General features: G+C 30.9%; 17 protein-coding genes and 2 tRNA genes. 14 read left to right on the top strand and 5 right to left on the bottom strand.

Annotation, left to right across the window (positions count from 1 at the left end):
* The first annotated feature begins 17 nt into the window (after positions 1-17).
* The 6 genes from dnaE to L2Z92_RS04550 all read left to right on the top strand — a co-directional run bounded on the left by dnaE (position 18) and on the right by L2Z92_RS04550 (position 7,135).
* A complete protein-coding gene (dnaE, locus tag L2Z92_RS04575) occupies positions 18-4,538 on the top strand; it encodes a DNA polymerase III subunit alpha (RefSeq protein WP_236457663.1) in 4,521 nt (1,506 codons plus the stop codon).
* Positions 4,539-4,604: 66 nt separating this feature from the next.
* Positions 4,605-5,189, top strand: a complete 585-nt coding sequence (locus tag L2Z92_RS04570) for a peroxiredoxin-like family protein (RefSeq protein WP_236457662.1) — start codon at positions 4,605-4,607, stop codon at positions 5,187-5,189.
* Between the two features lie 110 nt (positions 5,190-5,299).
* Positions 5,300-5,617, top strand: coding sequence for a thioredoxin (trxA, locus tag L2Z92_RS04565; RefSeq protein WP_236457661.1), 318 nt, complete (start codon positions 5,300-5,302; stop codon positions 5,615-5,617).
* Between the two features lie 84 nt (positions 5,618-5,701).
* Positions 5,702-6,628, top strand: coding sequence for a DUF58 domain-containing protein (locus L2Z92_RS04560; RefSeq protein WP_236457660.1), 927 nt, complete (start codon positions 5,702-5,704; stop codon positions 6,626-6,628).
* Between the two features lie 85 nt (positions 6,629-6,713).
* Positions 6,714-6,787 (top strand) — tRNA-Asp (locus tag L2Z92_RS04555).
* A gap of 274 nt (positions 6,788-7,061) precedes the next feature.
* A tRNA-Asp gene (locus tag L2Z92_RS04550) sits at positions 7,062-7,135 on the top strand.
* 43 nt (positions 7,136-7,178) lie between these two features.
* On the opposite strand, the gene L2Z92_RS04545 is transcribed toward L2Z92_RS04550, so the two are convergent.
* Both L2Z92_RS04545 and L2Z92_RS04540 read right to left on the bottom strand, forming a co-directional pair.
* Positions 7,179-7,895, bottom strand: coding sequence for a LytR/AlgR family response regulator transcription factor (locus L2Z92_RS04545; RefSeq protein ID WP_236457659.1), 717 nt, complete (start codon positions 7,893-7,895; stop codon positions 7,179-7,181).
* Positions 7,892-8,986: a sensor histidine kinase gene (locus L2Z92_RS04540; RefSeq protein WP_236457658.1), complete on the bottom strand. Its 1,095-nt coding sequence runs from the start codon at positions 8,984-8,986 to the stop codon at positions 7,892-7,894. Before L2Z92_RS04540 ends, L2Z92_RS04545 begins: the two co-directional genes overlap by 4 nt.
* A 68-nt stretch (positions 8,987-9,054) precedes the next feature.
* On the opposite strand from L2Z92_RS04540, the gene L2Z92_RS04535 reads away from it, so the two are divergent.
* Together L2Z92_RS04535 and L2Z92_RS04530 are read left to right on the top strand one after the other, a co-directional pair.
* Positions 9,055-10,170 (top strand): agmatine deiminase family protein, encoded by a 1,116-nt coding sequence (locus L2Z92_RS04535; protein WP_236457657.1) that lies wholly within the window; start codon positions 9,055-9,057, stop codon positions 10,168-10,170.
* 133 nt (positions 10,171-10,303) lie between these two features.
* Positions 10,304-10,678, top strand: a complete 375-nt coding sequence (locus L2Z92_RS04530) for a hypothetical protein (RefSeq protein WP_236457656.1) — start codon at positions 10,304-10,306, stop codon at positions 10,676-10,678.
* Here the strand turns inward: L2Z92_RS04530 and L2Z92_RS04525 are convergent.
* On the bottom strand, positions 10,675-11,175 hold the full coding sequence (locus L2Z92_RS04525; protein ID WP_236457655.1) for a DUF456 domain-containing protein: 501 nt from the start codon (positions 11,173-11,175) through the stop codon (positions 10,675-10,677). The two genes, L2Z92_RS04530 and L2Z92_RS04525, sit on opposite strands and share 4 nt — an antisense overlap.
* A 60-nt stretch (positions 11,176-11,235) precedes the next feature.
* Here L2Z92_RS04525 and L2Z92_RS04520 point away from each other — a divergent pair, with 60 nt between their 5' ends.
* The 3 genes from L2Z92_RS04520 to L2Z92_RS04510 all read left to right on the top strand — a co-directional run bounded on the left by L2Z92_RS04520 (position 11,236) and on the right by L2Z92_RS04510 (position 13,537).
* The gene (locus tag L2Z92_RS04520; RefSeq protein ID WP_236457654.1) at positions 11,236-11,604 is read left to right on the top strand and encodes a BlaI/MecI/CopY family transcriptional regulator; all 369 of its coding nucleotides are present in this window, start codon (positions 11,236-11,238) and stop codon (positions 11,602-11,604) included.
* Positions 11,597-12,916 carry a M56 family metallopeptidase gene (locus L2Z92_RS04515; protein ID WP_236457653.1) on the top strand — a complete coding sequence of 440 codons (1,320 nt, stop codon included), beginning with the start codon at positions 11,597-11,599 and terminating at the stop codon, positions 12,914-12,916. The genes L2Z92_RS04520 and L2Z92_RS04515 overlap by 8 nt, the downstream gene beginning before the upstream one ends.
* A 102-nt stretch (positions 12,917-13,018) precedes the next feature.
* Positions 13,019-13,537, top strand: a complete 519-nt coding sequence (locus L2Z92_RS04510; protein ID WP_236457652.1) for a hypothetical protein — start codon at positions 13,019-13,021, stop codon at positions 13,535-13,537.
* Between the two features lies 1 nt (position 13,538).
* On the opposite strand, the gene L2Z92_RS04505 is transcribed toward L2Z92_RS04510, so the two are convergent.
* Both L2Z92_RS04505 and L2Z92_RS04500 read right to left on the bottom strand, forming a co-directional pair.
* Positions 13,539-14,564, bottom strand: a complete 1,026-nt coding sequence (locus tag L2Z92_RS04505; protein ID WP_319800397.1) for a glycosyltransferase family 2 protein — start codon at positions 14,562-14,564, stop codon at positions 13,539-13,541.
* Positions 14,565-14,635: 71 nt separating this feature from the next.
* A complete protein-coding gene (locus L2Z92_RS04500) occupies positions 14,636-15,526 on the bottom strand; it encodes a lysylphosphatidylglycerol synthase domain-containing protein (protein ID WP_236457650.1) in 891 nt (296 codons plus the stop codon).
* A 120-nt stretch (positions 15,527-15,646) separates the two neighbouring features.
* Here L2Z92_RS04500 and ruvC point away from each other — a divergent pair, with 120 nt between their 5' ends.
* Genes ruvC through L2Z92_RS04485 form a run of 3 tightly spaced genes read left to right on the top strand, consistent with a single transcriptional unit; the run spans position 15,647 to position 18,170 of the window.
* The gene (ruvC, locus tag L2Z92_RS04495) at positions 15,647-16,201 is read left to right on the top strand and encodes a crossover junction endodeoxyribonuclease RuvC (RefSeq protein WP_236457649.1); all 555 of its coding nucleotides are present in this window, start codon (positions 15,647-15,649) and stop codon (positions 16,199-16,201) included.
* A gap of 53 nt (positions 16,202-16,254) precedes the next feature.
* Positions 16,255-17,388: a radical SAM family heme chaperone HemW gene (gene hemW / locus L2Z92_RS04490; RefSeq protein ID WP_236457648.1), complete on the top strand. Its 1,134-nt coding sequence runs from the start codon at positions 16,255-16,257 to the stop codon at positions 17,386-17,388.
* A 23-nt stretch (positions 17,389-17,411) separates the two neighbouring features.
* On the top strand, positions 17,412-18,170 hold the full coding sequence (locus L2Z92_RS04485; protein ID WP_236457647.1) for a cyclase family protein: 759 nt from the start codon (positions 17,412-17,414) through the stop codon (positions 18,168-18,170).
* The last annotated feature ends 131 nt before the right edge of the window (positions 18,171-18,301 follow it).

The raw sequence follows: 18,301 nt of genomic DNA, 5'->3' as shown, positions 1-18,301 counted from the left end.
TACCTAATTTTAGATAGATGTACTTAATTTTTGATACAGAAACCACCGGATTGCCTCGTAGTTGGTCCGCTCCAATAACTGACACAGATAACTGGCCGCGTTGTATTCAGATTGCTTGGCAATTGCATGATGAAATGGGGAATTTGGTAGAGCATCAAGATTATTTGGTGAAGCCAGAAGGATTTAATATCCCTTATGATGCGGAACGTATTCATGGTATTTCTACAGAACTAGCAGCAGAACAAGGTATTTCTTTGTTAGAGGTTTTAGAAAAATTTAATATTGCTTTGTCTAAAGCGAAGTATGTGGTCGGTCAAAATGTAGCGTTTGATGTTAACATTATGGGGTGTGAATTTCATCGTATGAATGTGGGGTCAGACATGGCAAATATGCCTGTTTTGGACACTTGTACCGAGGTAACTGCAGAATTATTAAAATTGCCAGGAGGTAGAGGAGGAAGGTTTAAATTACCTACATTAACAGAGTTACATCAATATTTGTTTAATAAGCCTTTTTCGGAAGCGCATAATGCTACTGCCGATGTTGAGGCAACTACTCGTTGTTTTTTAGAGTTAATTAATCGTCAGGTTTTTACAAAAGAGCAATTAGATGTTACACCTGATTATTTTGTTAAGTTTAAAGAGAATAATCCTAAAGAAATTCAGCTTATAGGATTGAAGCATATCAATTTGAAGTCAGCTTCTGATAAAATTAGACAGAAACTACAAAAAATTGAACACGAAAATACCCAAACTACAATTTCCGAATCGGATAAGAGAGATTTCTCGGAAGCTAAGTTTGCGCATCTTCATAATCACACACAGTTTTCTGTTTTGCAATCAACTATTGGTGTTCCAGCTATCGTTTCTGCTACAGCAAAATGGAAAATGCCCGCTGTTGCAATGACTGATACTGGGAACATGATGGGGGCTTTCCATTTTGTTAGTGCTGTAATGAATCATAACAAAGCAGTAAAAGCAAAAAATGAAGCGGCAATTGAAGCAGGAGAAGAACCTACGGACACGGAGATAAAACCTATTGTTGGTTGTGAATTTAATATTTGTGAAAATCATAAAGATAAAACAAAGAAAGACAATGGTTATCAAGTTGTTTTGTTGGCTAAGAATAAAAAGGGGTATCACAACTTAGCGAAGATGTCATCTTTAGCTTATACAGATGGTTTTTACTATGTACCAAGAATTGATAAAAAGATTGTAGAGCAATATAAGGAAGATATAATGGTGCTTTCTGGGAATTTATACGGGGAAATTCCGAGTAAAATTCTAAACATTGGTGAGCATCAAGCTGAAGAAGCCTTAATTTGGTGGAAAGAGCAGTTTCAGGACGATTTCTATCTAGAAATTATGCGACACAACCAAGAAGATGAAAATCGAGTTAATAAAACATTGATTGAGTTTTCTCAAAAACATAATGTAAAATTAATAGCATCTAATAATACGTATTATGTAAATAAAGAAGATGCGAATGCACACGATATTTTATTGTGTGTTAAAGATGGGGAAAAACAAGCTACGCCAATTGGTCGTGGTCGTGGTTATCGATACGGTTTGCCAAATCAGGAATATTATTATAAATCGCAAGAAGAGATGAAAAAACTTTTTGCTGATCTTCCTGATGCTGTTATAAATATTCAAGAAATAGTAGATAAGGTTGAAATTTATTCGCTTTATCGAGATGTTTTACTTCCTAAATATGATATTCCTGAAGAGTTTGTTGATTCAAAGGATGAGGCTGATGGAGGTGTTAGAGGTGAAAATGCGTATTTAAGGCATTTAACGATTGAAGGTGCTAAAAAGAGATATGGAGAAATCACTCCTTCAATTCAAGAGCGACTAGATTTTGAGTTATTGACAATTTCTAACTCTGGATATCCAGGTTATTTCTTAATTGTTCAAGATTTTATTGCAGAAGCTCGAAAAATGGATGTTTCTGTTGGTCCAGGTCGTGGTTCTGCTGCTGGTTCAGCGGTTGCTTATTGTTTAGGAGTTACAAATATTGATCCAATTAAGTATGATTTGCTTTTTGAGCGTTTCTTAAATCCTGATCGTGTATCTATGCCTGATATTGATATCGATTTTGATGATGAAGGTCGTGGTCGTGTAATGGATTATGTTATCAATAAATATGGAGCTAATCAGGTAGCGCAAATTATTACTTATGGTAAGATGGCAACCAAATCTGCAATTCGTGATACAGCACGTGTGTTAGATTTACCGTTGTTTGAAGCCGATAGAATTGCGAAATTAATTCCTGGAATGATGCCTTCTAAATGGAATTTGGCTCGTTTTATTTCGGAAAAAGAGGATGATGTTAAAAAAGCATTGCGTTCCGACGAATTTGATAAAGTAAAAGAATTAATTGCTATTGCTAATGGTGGAGATTTGGCAGGTGAAACAATTCAGCAGGCAAAAATATTAGAAGGATCTATGCGAAACACGGGTATTCATGCTTGTGGTGTAATTATAACCCCTTCAGATATTACCAATTTCGTACCTGTAACGACAGCGAAAGATTCTGATTTATATGTTACTCAATTCGATAACTCTGTTGCAGAAAGTGCAGGGTTGTTGAAAATGGACTTCTTGGGTCTGAAGACCCTAACGTTGATTAAGGATACTGTTAAGCTAGTGAAATATCGATTAAATATCGACTTGGATCCAGATAGTTTTCCGATAGATGATGAGAAAACTTATGAATTGTTCCAGAGAGGAGAGACTGTAGGTATATTTCAATATGAGTCTCCTGGAATGCAAAAGTACATGAAAGACTTGAAACCTACGGTTTTTGGGGATTTAATTGCAATGAATGCTTTGTATCGTCCTGGTCCATTGGAGTATATTCCTTCTTTTGTTCGAAGAAAAAATGGTGAAGAAGAAATAAAATACGATTTAGAGGCTTGCGAGGAGTATTTAGGTGAAACTTACGGAATTACGGTTTATCAAGAGCAGGTGATGCTTTTGTCTCAGTCATTGGCTGATTTTACAAAAGGTGAAGCCGATGTCTTGCGTAAAGCGATGGGTAAAAAACAAAAAGATGTCTTAGATAAGATGAAGCCTAAATTTGTGGAACAAGCTTCTGCTAAAGGGCACGACGCAACGGTTCTAGAAAAAATTTGGAAAGACTGGGAAGCCTTCGCAAGTTATGCATTTAATAAATCCCACTCTACTTGTTATGCATGGATTGCTTATCAAACAGCCTACTTAAAAGCGCATTATCCTGCAGAATATATGGCTGCGGTACTTTCTAATAATATGAACGATATTAAACAAGTGTCGTTTTTTATGGAGGAATGTAAACGAATGGGATTAGATGTTTTGGGGCCAGATGTGAATGAATCTTTCTATAAGTTTACGGTTAATGAAAATTATGCGGTTCGTTTCGGAATGGGTGCAATTAAAGGTGTTGGAGAAGGAGCAGTAAATACAATTGTTGAAAACAGAAAAGACGGAAATTATAAATCAATATTTGACTTAGCAAAACGTATTGATTTGCGTGCTGCTAATAAAAAAGCATTTGAGAATTTAGCTTTAGCAGGTGGTTTTGATTGTTTTGAAGAGACGCATAGAGCACAATATTTTCATGATGAAGGAGATGGAATTACATTCTACGAGAAAGCAATAAAATATGGGGCTAAATTTCAAGAAAATGAGAACTCTTCACAAGTAAGTCTTTTTGGAGATGCTTCAGAAGTTCAAATTCCAGAGCCTGTTGTTCCACCTTGTGAAGAGTGGAATACTATGGAGAAATTGGCTCAGGAGAAAGATGTTGTGGGTATTTATATTTCAGGTCATCCGCTTGACGATTATAAATATGAGATGAAGTATTTTTGTAATACGAAATTAGAACAGCTGAAAGAATTAAGTAGTTTAGTTAGTAAGAGTGTTAGTATTGGCGGTATTATTACAAGAGTAGAGCATCGTGTAGCAAAGAATGGAAAAGGCTGGGGAATGTTCACTTTGGAAGGGTATGACGAAAGTTATGAATTTAGAATCTTCGGAGAGGAATATTTAAAATACAGACATTTTTTAATTCAGAATAATTTCACATTTATGAAGTTGTCTGTAAAAGAGGGCTGGACAAATGCAGAAGGAAAAAAAGGAGATCCTAGAATTCAGTTTGTTGGTATTCAGTACTTGCAAGATGTGTTGACAACTTTTGCTAAAAAGTTAATTCTTCAAATTAATATTGCGGAATTACATGAGAGCTTGATTCAGGCTTTATTTGAGTTGTTTAAAAGAGAAGTAGGTGATAATCCAATATCTATTGAGGTTATGGAATTAGAGATGGTGAAAAGACAAGTGGTTGAAGTGGTTGCAAATGAAATTATTGATGTGAGTGATGAATCTGAAATGGAGGAAGTTATTCAAGAGGTCGAAATTGCTCCAACAATTACAGAAGTTGAAGAAGTGAAAGTGGTGACTAAATTGGTAATGCCAAGCAGAAAAATTAAAGTAAAAATCTCAAATGAATTGCTACAAGAATTGGAAGCCATGCAAATTAATTTTAAATTGAATTAATGTTAGCTACTTAACATTTAGTTTATAGGGGTTAAAGTAAATTTGTTCTCAAAAATACAAGTAAACATGAAGAGAATAATTGCGATTTTATTAGTTAGTTTTTCGTTTCTAGGTAATGCTCAGGTTGCTGATGTTCCAGAAAACATTGCTCCTTTATTAATTGGAGAGAAAATACCAAATGTAAAATTAGTTGGTTTAAATGGTAAAGCGGAAGACACGAACTTGCTTTTTTCTAAGAAAACGGTTGTTGTGGTTTATCGTGGAGGTTGGTGTCCTTATTGTAATGCGCAATTGTCAGATATGCAAGCTATAGAGTCGGATATTGTTGGGCTAGGGTATCAAATTGTAGCTATAAGCCCAGATGCTCCTGAGTTTTTAAAAGAAACGGAAGGAAAAGATAAATTAGCATATAAATTGTTTTCAGACAGTGAAGGGCAATTTTCTAAAGCAGTTGGAATTGCTTTTTCAACGCCAGTGAAGTATGCGGATATGTTAGGGAAATATTCTGTTGGTAAAAATACTACTTGGTTGCCAGTTCCTACAGTGTATGTTGTGAATGAAAATCAAGAAATAGAATTTTTATATATCAATCCAGATTATTCAAAAAGACTAAAAGGAGACTTGTTGCTTTCTGTGTTAAAATCTTTATAAATCAGTTTTTAATATAGCTCTATAAGTAAAACTAATTTAAACAGCGTGCTCAATTTCAAATATTTGATTAAATTTGTTCGTTGTAATTAAAAAATAAATAATTAAAAAATATGGCATTAGCAATAACAGATGCTACTTTTGATGAAGTAGTATTGAAATCAGATAAACCAGTAGTAGTAGATTTTTGGGCAGCTTGGTGTGGACCATGTAGAATGGTTGGGCCAGTTATCGATGAGGTAGCTACAGAATATGATGGTAAAGCAGTTGTAGGTAAAGTAGATGTAGATGCGAATCAAGAATTTGCTGCAAAATATGGTGTAAGAAACATTCCTACAGTATTAATTTTTCAAAATGGAGAAGTAGTGGGTCGTCAAGTTGGAGTGGCTCCTAAAAAAACATATACAGATGCAATTGATGCATTGCTATAGTAGTTGAAAAAATAAATATAAAAGGTCTAACGAATGTTAGGCCTTTTTTTGTGTTAAAAGGATTTATCTCAGTATATTTGAGTTATGAAGATTGAAAGTCAATTAGAAAAAATATCGAGTTTTAAAAATTTAGAGCTTTTAGCAAATCAAGTTGTTGAAGGTTTTATTTCTGGAATGCATAAAAGTCCGTTTCATGGATTTTCGGCAGAATTTGCAGAGCATAAGATTTATAACCCAGGAGAAAGTACCAAACATATCGATTGGAAGTTGTTTGCAAAAACGGATCGACTTTATACAAAGCGTTATGAAGAGGAAACGAATTTACGTTGTCATTTAATCATTGATAATTCATCTTCGATGCATTATCCGGTTTTAAAGCAAAATCAAGAGTTTTACAAGAGTAAAATCGGTTTTTCTGTACTTGCTTCTGCTGTTTTAATGAATTTGCTTAAAAAACAACGTGACGCTGTAGGGTTAAGTATTTATTCAGAGGAATACGAGTATTATTCGCCAGAGAAAGGTAGTGATCGACATCATAGAATGTTGTTAGATAAGTTAGAGAGTACCCTAGAAAAGACAAAGAATATTAAAACTACAGATACTGTTTCTTTTTTACATCAAATAGCTGAGAATATTCACAGGAGATCCATGGTTGTTCTTTTTACTGATATGTTTCAAAAGGGAGATGAAGAAAAAATATTCAAGGCTTTGCAGCATTTAAAGCACAATAAACATAAAGTCGTAGTTTTTCATGTTTATGATGAAAAGACTGAGTTGGCTTTTGATTTTGATAATTCTCCTAAGAAATTTATAGATGTTGAAACTGGGGAAACAGTTCATTTATTTGCAGATACTATCAAAGAAGAATATGAAAAACAAGTACAAAGTTATTTTAAAGAAATAGAAAATACTTGTTTGAAATATAGAATTCAGTACGTTCCTGTTTCAGTAGGAGAAAATTTTGAAAAAATAATTACTACTTATTTAGTTGAGAAACAGAGATTTGTTTAAATTATGAAAAATAATTCATGTTTTTTTATAGAAAACATTTGGAGAAATGAAAAAGCGTTGTATATTTGCACCGCAATCAAGCAATGGTCTGGTAGTTCAGCTGGTTAGAATACCTGCCTGTCACGCAGGGGGTCGCGGGTTCGAGTCCCGTCCAGACCGCTAAATTGGGGAAGCACTTCAGAAATGAGGTGCTTTTTTGCCCCCTAAAAGTATCTAAAATAGTTGTGTTGTTTACGCTACGACTTTGTAACTCGTAGCAGGTTTAGTAGTTAGACCAATGAAAAGCTTTCCATTTATTCTGAATTAATATTTCAGAATGTGGATGGCTTTTTTGATTAAAAAATGACTAGATTATTTTTTGAAAAATAAATAAAAAAAGATGGTGTAGGTATAACTTTTTTGTTTACATTTGCACCCAGAATAAAACTAAGTAGGTCTGGTAGTTCAGCTGGTTAGAATACCTGCCTGTCACGCAGGGGGTCGCGGGTTCGAGTCCCGTCCAGACCGCTACTTAATAAGAAAGCACTTCAGAAATGAGGTGCTTTTTTTGTTATTGCAATAATTTGTCGGGATCAATTTTTTTAATCAATTCTAATTTAGAATCTTTATTGAGTGGAATTCTGAAATTATTTTCGATACGGGCAAAATTACCTTCAATACTGTTTATTTTTGTAATGTTGATGATGAAGGATTTTTGACATCTCATAAAAATTGTTGGATTCAATATTTGAATGATTTTAGATAAGCTCATTAATGTAGTGGTGTAGCCGTTTATGTGGTGTATTTTAATATACTTCTGCATACCTTCAATATATAGAACATCGTCAAGTGTGATTTTTACAGCCTTGAAATCGGATTTAACAAAGATAAATTCTGGGTATTCATTCTTGCTAGAGCTTGTTTCTTTGTTTAGAATTTTTAAAACTTTATTTATTGCAATGCAAAATCTATTGAATGTAATTGGTTTTAATAAGTAATCAATTACATTGTGGTTGTAGCTTTCTAATGCATATTCTGAATATGCTGTTGTGAATATGGTTAAAGGTTGTTTCTTTAGTGATTTTAACAGGTTAATTCCATTTAAACTTGGCATTTCAATATCTAGGAATAGAATATCAATTTCATTTGTGCTTAGATAAGTTAACGCTTCAATTCCGTTTTCAAATTTTTCAATTATTTGAATGTTTGGAAAGTGCGAAAGGTGATTTTCAATTAGTTCTTGAGCTAAAGGTTCGTCTTCAATAATTAAGCAGGTATATGTTTTCACTTTGTAAGATTTATTGTTAATGCTAATGAATATTGAAAATTTTCATCATTAATGCTTAAAGTGTAATTGTCCTTATAGAAATAATCCAATTGTTTTTTAATAATAGTCATTCCAATTCCTGGTTTTGTTTCCTTTGGACTAAACGTATTTCTGGAGTTTATATATAAAGTAGTTTCAATGATATTTATATTGAAATTTAAAAAACCATCTTTATTGTTTGCAATGTCACTATGCTTAAAACCATTTTCTATAATTGTGATTAAAATATGTGGTATTATTTCATATTTGTTATAGTCTACTGTATTGTTTATGTTGAGCGTGACTCTTTCCGTATTTTTTTTAATGCTATTAAAGGTAATATATTGTTTAATGATTTCAATTTCATTCTGAATTGAGGTTGGTTTGTTGGTGTCTGTATAAATAAAGTAGCGAAGAATTTTTGAGAGAATTTCAATTGTTTTTAATGCTTCTTCACTTTTTTTATTTAAGGTAAGCGAATAAATATTATTTAAAGAATTAAAAAGAAAATGTGGATTTATCTGTGATTTAAGGATTGTAATTTCAGATTGGAGTTTTGTGTTTTCAAGTTCGAGAGTTTTATGTTTCTCTTTTTGATATAATAAAACATACCAATATAAAAATGAAATTAGAATAAACATAATATAGTTCAAAGAAAAGGACACAAACGTTTCAATCTCTTTATCGTAAAGAAGAATTTTACCAAGTCCTAAATAGTGATAGGGGATAAAAAGAATGAAAAGAAACACCAAAATGCTAATCCCGTATAGCCATAGTTTTTTCTTGACTAGGAAACGATTAATTAGAAAATGTAGATTTGTATAGCTAATGATTGCATATATAGTACATTCAGTAATGGTTAAATTTAATGCGTCAATAGTGTTGTATTCATGAACGAAATAGTCGAGTATGAATAGGAAAATAAAAATCCAAAATAGAATATGATAAATAAAACGTTTCATGGTTCTGTAAAATGTAAAGTTATTGATTACTAAGTATAAAAGCAGAATTAGAAACAACTTTTCAGTCCCAAAATATTGACTTTGGTGGATTTTATTTCGTGTAATTAGCATCTCTATCTAGTTTTACGGTGTCAAAATAGAAATGTTTGTTTAATAGAAATGTATTAAAAATGAAAAAAATGAATTTAATTTTAGTGCTAATTATGGTAAGTTTTTATGCTTGTAATTTAGATGATAATGATGAAGTTTCAGATAATGTGCCTGTATTAATTGAATATACAATGCCTGAGGAAAGTGAAACGCATGAAGGAACATGGTTGTACTGGCCACATCAATATCAATTTGGAGTTGCTTATAGAAATAGCTTAGATGCAACTTGGCTTGAAATGACTAACGCTTTAGTGAGTGGTGAAAAAGTGCATATTGCTGCTTATGATATTGTAGAAAAAAATCGAATTTTAGGACTTTTGAATAATGCAGGTGTTAATATGATTAATGTTGATGTAAAAGTTTTAAAAACCGATGATGTATGGTCGAGAGACGGAGGTCCTATTTATGTTAGAGATAAAAATGGAAGTCTTGTAGTTGAAGATTGGGGATTTAATGGTTGGGGAAATAAATTTAATTTCTCAAACTGTAATGAAGTGCCCAAAAAAATTGGATTAGATCAGGGGAAACCAGTTTTAGACCTGAATAATTTAATGATAATTGAAGGTGGAGCTGTAGAAATTGATGGAAACGGTACTTTATTAGCTACAAAAAGTGCGATTTTAAATGCGAATAGAAATCCTGATATGTCAGTAAATCAAGCGGAACGTATTTTGATTAAATATTATGGTGTAACAAATTTTATTTGGTTAAATGGTGTTCCAGGGTTGGAAATTACAGATATGCATATTGATGGTTTTGCAAAGTTCGTTAATCAAAATACTTTAATGACTATGAGTAAAACTGATTTGTTAGAATGGGAAGTGCCTCAAGTTGACATTGATGCTTTGTATGCTGCTAAAAATAAATATGGTGATGCCTATACTATTGTGCAATTACCATTAACTCAGTCTAATGTTGTTACTACTTATGGTAAAAATTTGGGTTATAAGGGTTCATATGTGAATTTTTATATTGCAAATAATGTAGTCTTGGTTCCTAATTATGATGATTTAAATGATGTTGTTGCAAATGCAATAATACAATCGCAGTTTCCGAATAGAACAGTAATCGGTATTGATGTTAGAAATTTATATGAATATGGTGGAATGGTACACTGTGTTACTCAGCAGCAACCAGCTGATTAAAATTCAAAAGATAGTTGTTAGAAAAGCTTTTTCTGTTCTATGTCAGAACTTTAACAAAATGTCTACTTTTAGTGTAAAATTTATTTAACATTTCTTTTTACTTTTATGGAGCACCCATTTAAAAAATTTAGCCATGAGTTTACAGTTAATAGATAATAAACTAGTAGTAAAAGGAAAGAAACGTCTTATTGTTGAATATGATGAAATTGATTCTGTTGTCTTAAAAACAAAAAAAAATAGTTTCATAAAATATATTCTGCTATTGTATTTGTTTGCATTTCTAATTGTTTTTTCGCCAGTTTATATATCAGGTTACATAATGATTGCCTATGTAGTAGGATTATGCTATTTATTGTTCTACAAAATGAAAATAAAGAAAATGCATGCTGTGTTGTGCTGTAAAGAAGAACGAATAAAAATTGCACTACATAAAGGTGATTTAGATACTGTATTTCAGTTAATAGATTTAGTGAGGTTAAATAAGTTTAAAAAGTATACTACTTCCTAAAACCAAACCTTCCAATTGTCCCAAGTAATTGCTAGAAAAAGGCCTAAGTAAATAATTGAAATAAGAAATTTCATAAATGTTCCTGCAAGAAAACCAAGAAAAGACCCAGTAGCAGCTTTTAAAGCTCTGTTGTGGTCTTTTTTGTCGTAAATCATTTCCCCTATAAATGCACCTAGAAAAGGCCCTATTATAAAACCAAATGGTATTGGTGCAATGATTCCAATGATTAATCCAATATTTGTTCCCCAAATTCCATATTTGCTACCTCCAAACTTTTTAGTGCCCTTAGCAGGAATAATATAGTCTAATAGAGTAACAGTAATTGCAATTATTAATGTGATTCCTAAAATCCAATAGTTGTTTTCTATTTCAGGAATTAAATAAAGGAATAATAATCCAACCCAACTTATTGGTGGTCCTGGTAAGATAGGTAGGAAACTTCCAAAAACACCAACTAACATTAAGCAAAAACCTGAGATTAAAAGAAAATATTCCATAGTTATTTTATTAAGGATAAAGGTATAAAATAAAGTTTAAACTAAAAGATTAGTTGAAAAATGACAAAACAATTAACAAAAGCAGAAGAGGAGTTAATGCAAGTTTTATGGGAACTGAATGAAGGTAATGTGAAAGATATTATAAAACAACTTCCAGAACCAAAACCTGCATATAATACTGTATCAACTATAATAAGAATTTTAGAAACAAAAGAATTTGTTTCCCACAGACAAGAAGGTAAAGAGTATATTTATTTTCCTATAGTTAAGAAATCGGAATACTCTAATTCTTCATTAAATAAATTAATGGATGGTTATTTTCAAGGATCATTTAAGAATATGGTGTCGTTCTTTATGAAAAGGAATGATGTTGATATTAAAGATGTAGAGGCATTATTGAAAGAAATTAAAAGCGGAAAAGATGAGTGAGTTTATACAGTATAGTTTTTTAACGATCATTCTTCAAGTTGGTTTTTTAATAATTTATCAGCTAGTATTAAAGAATGAAACCTTTTTTAGATGGAATAGAATGTACTTGTTGTTCTGTCTGATAGTTTCTTTACTGTTGCCTTTATTGAAAGTTTCATTAGAAAATCCAGAACAACAATTAGTTGTTTTAAATGAAGTTGTAGTTAATTCAAATTTGAAAGTTGGTATGAAAGAAATTACAAATAAGTCTTTCTTTCAGGGTAATCTCATTGCAATTCTATATTTGATCGGTGTAATTGTTTTCTTTGTTTATTTCATTTTTAAATTAATGAAGATTGTGAAATTGCTTAAAACTTCAATGAAAGAAAATTTTAATGGATTAATCTTGTTTAGATTAAAAGATTCAAGTGATGCTTTTTCTTTTCTGAATTATATATTCATTGGTGATCAAATTAAAGATTTTGAGATTATTCTAAAACATGAATTAGTGCATAAAGAAAAGAAACATTCTGTCGATTTACTTCTGCTTGAAGTTATGAAAATTATTTTCTGGTTCAATCCGTTGCTCCACTTTTATCAAAAAAAAATAACCGAAGTGCATGATTCTGAAGCTGATGAAGTAACCGTAAGTCATAATAAAACAAAGCATTATCAAAGTATAATAAATCAAGTTTTTCAAATAGAGAATATCGCATTTACAAATAATTTTTTCAATCAATCATTAATCAAAAAACGAATCGTTATGTTACAAAAATCAAAAAAAATCAGAGTACTGAAGTATTCATTAGTTATGCTATTAATTGTAGTCTTTTTTATGCTCTTTTCAATAGAATTAGTTGCTCAAGAAAAAGAGAAAGAAGCAAAAGAGAATTTGCCTTTTGAAGCTGTTGATGAAATACCTTCATTTCTGACTTGTGAAAGTACACCAAAAAACGAGATAATGAGTTGCTTTAATGAGGAAATGCAGACTCATATTAAAAAGCATTTCAAGTATCCAAATGAAGCAGCAAATAAAAATATTCAAGGAACTATTTTTATACAGTTTTTAATAGACAAAAATGGTAATATTGCTAATTTAGAAACTAGATCTAAAGATGAAAATAACGATCCTAACGGTTTGTTAGCTGTAGAAGCAAAAAGGATAATGTCTTTGTTGCCTAAATTTAAACCAGCAGTGCATAACGGAAAAAATATAAACGTAAGGTATGGAATGCCTTTAACGTTTAAATTGCAAGCTGAAGCACATACTTCGAAAAATGACTTAGTACCGCCTCCACCTCCACCTGCACCTCCAAAACCAGTAAAAAAATAGAGAATTAGATATTCTAGAAAAAGACCCGTAAAGAAATTGAAACGGGTTTTTTTGCTTTATAAAGTTTTTATAAAATCATTTAAACAGTAAAGAAGCTTGGTAATGAAAAATTCTTGCTATTTTTACAGCAAATATCCAGTTTTGAAAAAAATTAGTCTTTTTATATTTCTTTTAAGTTTAAATTCTTGTCAGTTTTTTGATAAAAAAGCTCCAGACGAGCAAGAGTTGTTGGAACAAGAATTAAAAAAAATTAATTGGAAAGAAGTAGATGAGTTTCCTACTGCTTTTTCTTGTGATTCTATTCTTGATACAGAATTACAAAAACAATGCTTTTTTGATAATATCATTCAAAATATTCAGTCTAGAATAGGTGTTGATACTTTACAAATAATGTATCCAGAAATTGATACAATAAAAGTAAAAGTGACTATTCATCCAGATGCTAAAATTCAATTTGAAACACAAATACCTAAAGGTACAGTTTCCTACGATATAGCACTTATTGATAGTATTCTTCAACAAAAACTTTCTGATTTTCCTCGTATTGAGCCTGCAATTAAAAGAGGAATAAAAGTGAAATCACAATTTGTTTTGCCAGTTGTTATTAATGTAGCTGAATAAATTATTTTTTAAAACGTCTTCCTTTCCAATTATAACTTCCAAATAAGGAATATAAAGCAACACTTGTGCTAAAAAAAGGATAGAAAAGAGAGCCAAGTAAAATCCAATTTGTTTTACTTTGAAAATATTTAGAGGTTTGCATGATTAAAATCAAATCAATTAAAAATTTTATGCCTATAAATAGCATAAAAAAGTTTTGATTAAAACATTGTAATGACCATAATAAGAATATAATCACCCAAGATAGATTAGTAAAAAATACTAAAAGAGCAATTCCTTTTCCAAAAAGAGAAGAATAACCTGTGCTTTTTGCAGCCCAACGTACACGTTGCATGAATAATTCTTTCCAGCTATTTACACTTTGTGTAGCTACAATACTATCTCGATTGTATAGAAAACCAATAGACTTTGCATCATGTTGTATTCCTTTTTGTAATAAAAAGACATCATCACCACTTGCAATTGTAGCATTACCATCAAAGCCATGTAAATCGATAAAGAAATCTTTTCTATAGGCAAAGTTAGCTCCATTACACATAAAAGGTTTGTTAATGCCAAAACTCCCAATCGTAGCACCTTGTAAACTTAAGAAATCTAAAGTTTGAAAGTCGTGTAAAAACCCTTTTTTAGGTAAATAACAAACACCAGCAGCAATCATTTTAAGCTCTTTTTCTTGAATAAAATTATCAAATGAAGACAGCCAGTTTTTTTGAACTAAGCAATCAGCATCAGTTGTAATTATCCAATTATGTTTTGCTGTTTTAATTGCAGTTTCAATTGCATCTTTCTTTGGAGAGTTACTTTTTCTTTTATTCTTTACAATCTGAATTTCAAATTCATAATTCATAATCCGTAATTCTTCCTCCGAATCATCATCTACTAATATAACCTCAAAAAGTGTTTTTGGGTAATTTAATAGTGAAATGGAATTTAATAGTTTGGGTAAATTTTCAGCTTCATTTCTAAAAGGAACAACAATTGAGAAATTAGTTTTTGGACTAAAAACACTATGTTTTTGTTTTGTCATTTTATAAAAACCAAAAATAAATAAGCCAATAGCAAGCGTGTAAATGATTAATAAGATAAAAAGGAGTGTTATCATTCTTTTTGGGGTTTAAAACGTAAAACAAAATAAACACCTATTAATACTGGAATTACTAAATTAAAAATCCACATTAATGATGTTATAGTAATAACTTTTGTGTTTTCGATACCTATAAAACTAAATAGATAAAGAGCCACACTTCCTTTTATCGCAACATCAATAAATTGGATACTCGGAATTATGGAAGCTAATAAATACATGATAAAAATCGTTGCCAAGGCTGTTGAGTAATTAATGTCGCAATTAAAAGTAACTAATAAAAAGTAAAACTGATGCGAAAAAAGTAGATACCGCATTACAGCTAATTGGAAATTTGTTCTCCATAAGTACGACGGCACTTTTTTAATCTTTTTTATTAATTTTTGAAGTGAAAAACCATAGAGTTCAATTTTTCTGTACTTAATCATTAAAATAGAAAGTATAATTAATGCAATAAGAATAAAAAAATGGATTGTTTTTAATTTAAAGGAAAACCAAGAAGAAGCATTATTTGATTTAATTGTTAATGTTGAAATGACAAGACCAAAAATCCCAAAAAAACAAGTAACTAACATTTGCGAGCTATTGTTAATGAAATTTAGAAACAGCACTTTTTTTGCTTCATCTTTTGGAAAATAAAGCATTTTAGCGCCATATTCTCCAATTCTATTAGGTGTAAAAATGGAAGCAGTTAGCGAACCTAAACTTTGTTTGCTAGCTTCTAGGAACGATATTTTCTTAAATGAACGAACTAGGTTTTGCCATTTTAAAATTTCTAGCAACCAATTGAATGTAGAAAGAATGATTAATACTAAAGCTGTTTTCCAGCTAAAATAGTAACTAATAATAGGCCAATTCATTCTATTGTTTTCTTGAAAATGCCAATAAATATAATAAAAAGCCATACATACAATTAAAAGTTTAATTGATAATACTAGGAATTGCTTAGCTTTGTGAGGAATTGAAATCATTGCCGCAAAGTAACAAACTTTACGCTTTAAACTTTAAACTTTTAAACTAAAATATTGGCAAACGAACGTATCATATTAGGAATTGACCCTGGAACAACAATAATGGGATTCGGATTAATTAAAGTCGTGAATAAAAAAATGGAATTTCTTCAGTTAAACGAATTAGTTCTTAATAAATATGATGACCATTATAAGAAGTTGAAAGTTATTTTCGAACGAACTATTGAACTTATCGAAACCTATCATCCAGATGAAATTGCGATTGAAGCACCTTTCTTTGGGAAAAATGTACAATCGATGTTGAAGTTAGGAAGAGCGCAAGGTGTAGCTATGGCAGCAGGTTTGTCTAGAGATATTCCCATTACAGAATATGAACCTAAAAAAATAAAAATGGCAATTACAGGAAATGGTAATGCTAGTAAAGAACAAGTAGCTAAAATGTTACAACAACTTTTGGGTTTAAAAACATTACCAAAAAACCTCGATTCAACCGATGGTTTGGCTGCAGCAGTATGTCACTTTTTCAATTCTGGAAGAGTGGAAGTTGGAAAAAGTTATTCTGGTTGGGATGCTTTCGTGAAACAAAACGAGAATAGAGTTAAGAAATAGCATTCAGTTGATAAAACTGAATAATGAATACCGAAAACTGAATACTAAAAAAAATGAGCGGCATCTACATCCATATTCCTTTTTGCAAACAAGCATGTCATTACTGCGACTTTCATTTTTCTACAAGTTTAAAAAAGAAAGACGAAATGGTTTCGGCATTAGCCAAAGAAATCGCAATGCGTAAAGATGAGTTTAAAGATGAAACTGTTGCAACCATCTATTTTGGTGGTGGAACACCTAGTATTCTTGATGTTGATGATTTGAAAATGTTGATTGATGTGGTTTATCAAAATTATAAAGTTGATGATAACCCTGAAATAACAGTCGAAGCCAATCCAGATGATTTAACAGAAGACCGAATTATTCAACTTTCAAAAAATAATATAAATAGATTATCCATTGGAATTCAATCTTTCTTTGAAGATGATTTGAAGATGATGAATCGGGCGCATGATTCTCAAGAGGCACAGCGGTGTTTGGAGTTAGCAACTCAGTATTTCGATAATATTTCTTTAGATTTAATCTATGGTGTGCCAAATATGAGTAATGAAAAATGGAAGCAAAACATTGAAAAAGCATTGTCTTTTGGAATTCCACACATTTCGAGTTATGCATTAACAGTCGAGCCTAAGACTGCTTTAGATAAATTCATTAAAAAAGGAATTATTAAACAACCTGATGATGAAGTAGCACAAGAACATTTTTATATTTTAGTTGAAACATTAAAGGAAAACGGATTCATACATTATGAATTATCCAATTTCGGGAAACCAGATTATTTCTCTAAAAACAATTCAAGTTATTGGCTTGGAAAAAAATATATAGGAATTGGCCCATCTGCACATAGTTATGATGGAGTAAATAGAGGTTGGAATATTTCGAATAATGCACTATATATTAAAGTAATTGAAGAAAATAGGTTGCCTATTGAAACTGAAAAACTGACTTTAACAGATCGTTATAATGAATATATAATGACAGGTTTACGAACGATTTGGGGCGTTTCTTTAGATAGGATAAAAAATGAATTCGGATTGAAATATTTTGATTACCTAAACAAAGAGTCAAAACGTTTTTTGGAAGATGATTTGTTAGTTGTTGAAGATAACGTACTTCAAACCACAAAAAAAGGTAAGTTTTTATGTGACGGAATTGCATCGGATTTATTTTTGTTAAATTTGGAGTAAATAGAATGTAAATATATTGAGTCATGCAAGCTACAATAGACAATAAATACCAAATAGACTTATCAAAACCATTGGATATTTCGATACCTTTAACAAATAATGAGCAAAATCCAATTGCTTGGTATCAAGATGTTCCTGAAATTGAACCCGTAAAAATGGGCGATTGGATAGGGAAAGTTTCCCAAGGTAAGTCATCTACAAACTTCAATAATATTTTCTTTAACCCTCATGCACACGGAACGCATACAGAATGTTTAGGACATATTACGCATGATTTTTATAGTATTAATAAATGTTTGCAAAAATTCTTTTTTACGGCAGAAGTAATTTCTGTACAACCAGAATCAATAAATGAAGATTTGGTAATTACTAAATCACAAATTGAATCAGCTTTAAAAAATAAAGAAACTGAAGCCATAATAATTAGAACGCTTCCAAACTTTGAGAGTAAAAAAAGTAAAAAATATTCAAATACAAATCCTCCTTATTTAGAAGAATCGGCCGCAATTTATATTAGAGAATTAGGAATTCAACACTTATTAATTGATTTGCCAAGTGTCGACAAAGAACACGATGAAGGTAAATTATTAGCACATAAAGCTTTTTGGAATGTAAAAGATGTTGCAGTTTTAAAAGATGATGCTAGAATGAACTGTACCATTACAGAATTAATATATGTTTCGGATATAATTTTAGATGGAAGTTATATACTGAATTTACAAATTGCATCTTTCGAAAATGATGCTTCTCCTTCAAAACCAATATTATATAGAATAGAATAATTTTTTTCGAATGACTCAAACAGAAAAAATGATTGTCATTTTGATAATTTGAGATTGATTAATTATCAAATTAATTATTTAAAACCTTTTAATTTTCATAATCGGAATAATACATACATAATTTTATTTTT

The sequence above is a fragment of the Flavobacterium jumunjinense genome (genome assembly GCF_021650975.2).
Lineage (GTDB): Bacteria > Bacteroidota > Bacteroidia > Flavobacteriales > Flavobacteriaceae > Flavobacterium > Flavobacterium jumunjinense.
The sequence above is the reverse complement of the archived record's forward strand: the minus strand, read 5'-3'. Positions and strand labels throughout refer to the sequence as shown.